Annotated in this window: 2 protein-coding genes; both read left to right on the forward strand. The window is 67.6% G+C overall.

The features are described from left to right. Positions 1–66: 66 nt before the first annotated feature. Positions 67–1,245, forward strand: coding sequence for an IS701 family transposase (locus FM051_RS49935; protein ID WP_202919544.1), 1,179 nt, complete (start codon positions 67–69; stop codon positions 1,243–1,245). Next, the gene (locus FM051_RS49940; protein WP_158854989.1) at positions 1,218–1,433 is read left to right on the forward strand and encodes a hypothetical protein; all 216 of its coding nucleotides are present in this window, start codon (positions 1,218–1,220) and stop codon (positions 1,431–1,433) included. Before FM051_RS49935 ends, FM051_RS49940 begins: the two co-directional genes overlap by 28 nt. The last annotated feature ends 3 nt before the right edge of the window (positions 1,434–1,436 follow it).

Here is a 1,436-nt window from a genome sequence, read left to right on the forward strand (position 1 = left end):
GTACTACATTCCGAGATCTTGAACCGGGTCGGCTGACGGCGCGTATCCCGTGTCATGGTCGAGAGCGTGACTGTTCAGGACATCGCCGGCTGGGATGCTGACCTTCAAGCCCTCACCGAGGGCTTGGGGTGGATGTTCAACCGCCCGGAGCCGAAGGTGACGTTCGGGCTGATGGTGCGGGCGTTGCTGGCCGATGTGCCGAAGAAGAACTCCTGGGGGTTGGCCGAGCACGCCGGGCTGGCCACGCCACGCCCGTTCGAGCACCTGCTCGACGGCGCGGTGTGGGATGCCGACACGCTGCGGGACCAGGTGCGTGACTACGTGGTGGCGGGCCTGGGGTCGGCCGATGCCGCCGTGATCGCCGATGACACCCAGGCGATCAAGAAGGGCGACAGGAGTGTCGGGGTCGCCCCGCAGCACTGCGGGTTGACCGGCCAGACCGAGAACTGCCAGGTCATGCCGATGCTGACCTACGCCACCGGGGCCGGGCACGCGTTCATCGACCGGGAGCTTTACCTGCCGGCGTCCTGGACCTCGGATCCGGACCGCTGCCGGACCGCCGGGGTGCCCGCTGACCGGGAGTTCGCGACGAAACCCCAACTGGTGCAACAGATGTTGGCGCGGGTGCTTGCGGCGAACGTGGTGTTCGGGTGGTTCGCCGCCGATGCCGGCTACGGTCGTGACCCGGGCCTGCGCGCGTTCTGCCATGACCACGCCATCACCTACGTCATGGCGGTGCCGGTCGACCTGCCGCTGGTCGACGCACGGGGGCAGGCGTTGTGCTGCAAGGACATTCTGCGGGATCGCGTCCACCGGTGGGAGCGACGGTCGGCCGGCGCGGGCAGTAAGGGCCACCGACTGTACGACTGGGCGATGCACGCGGTCACGGTGAAGGAACAGCCTCCGGCCGTGGGATACGGGCACACACTGCTGATCCGTCGGTCCAAGGACATGAGGAAACACAAGGGTCGGCCGGCGTCCTATGACATCGAGTACTTCCTGGTGCACGCGCCGGTGGCCACGACGCTGGCGGCGATGGTCCGAGCGGCCGGGCTGCGGTGGAAGATCGAGGAGGACAACAAGACCGGTAAGGATCAACTCGGGATGGACGCCTACCAGGTTCGCAAGTGGGTCCCGTGGCACCGTCACGTCACGATGTGCATGCTGGCACAGGCTTTCCTGGCGGTCACCCGTGCCGGCCGGGGAAAAGAGGCGGCGTGCGGGGAGAGCGAGACGGCCTGCTGAAGTCGGTTCTGCTGCCGCTGTCGACCACGGCGATCCGTGGGCTGCTCGCCGCGACCGTCCTGAGCCGCGTCGTCGATGTCGGCGCCGCGATCACCCGTGCGCTATGGCGCCAGGTCCACCTGAGCAGGGCCCTGATCAGTCATTACCGCCGGCGCGGCGACCCGCTGCCACATGATCTCGGAATGTAGTAC

Source organism: Saccharothrix deserti, assembly GCF_009769385.1.
Classification (GTDB): Bacteria; Actinomycetota; Actinomycetes; order Mycobacteriales; family Pseudonocardiaceae; genus Actinosynnema; species Actinosynnema deserti.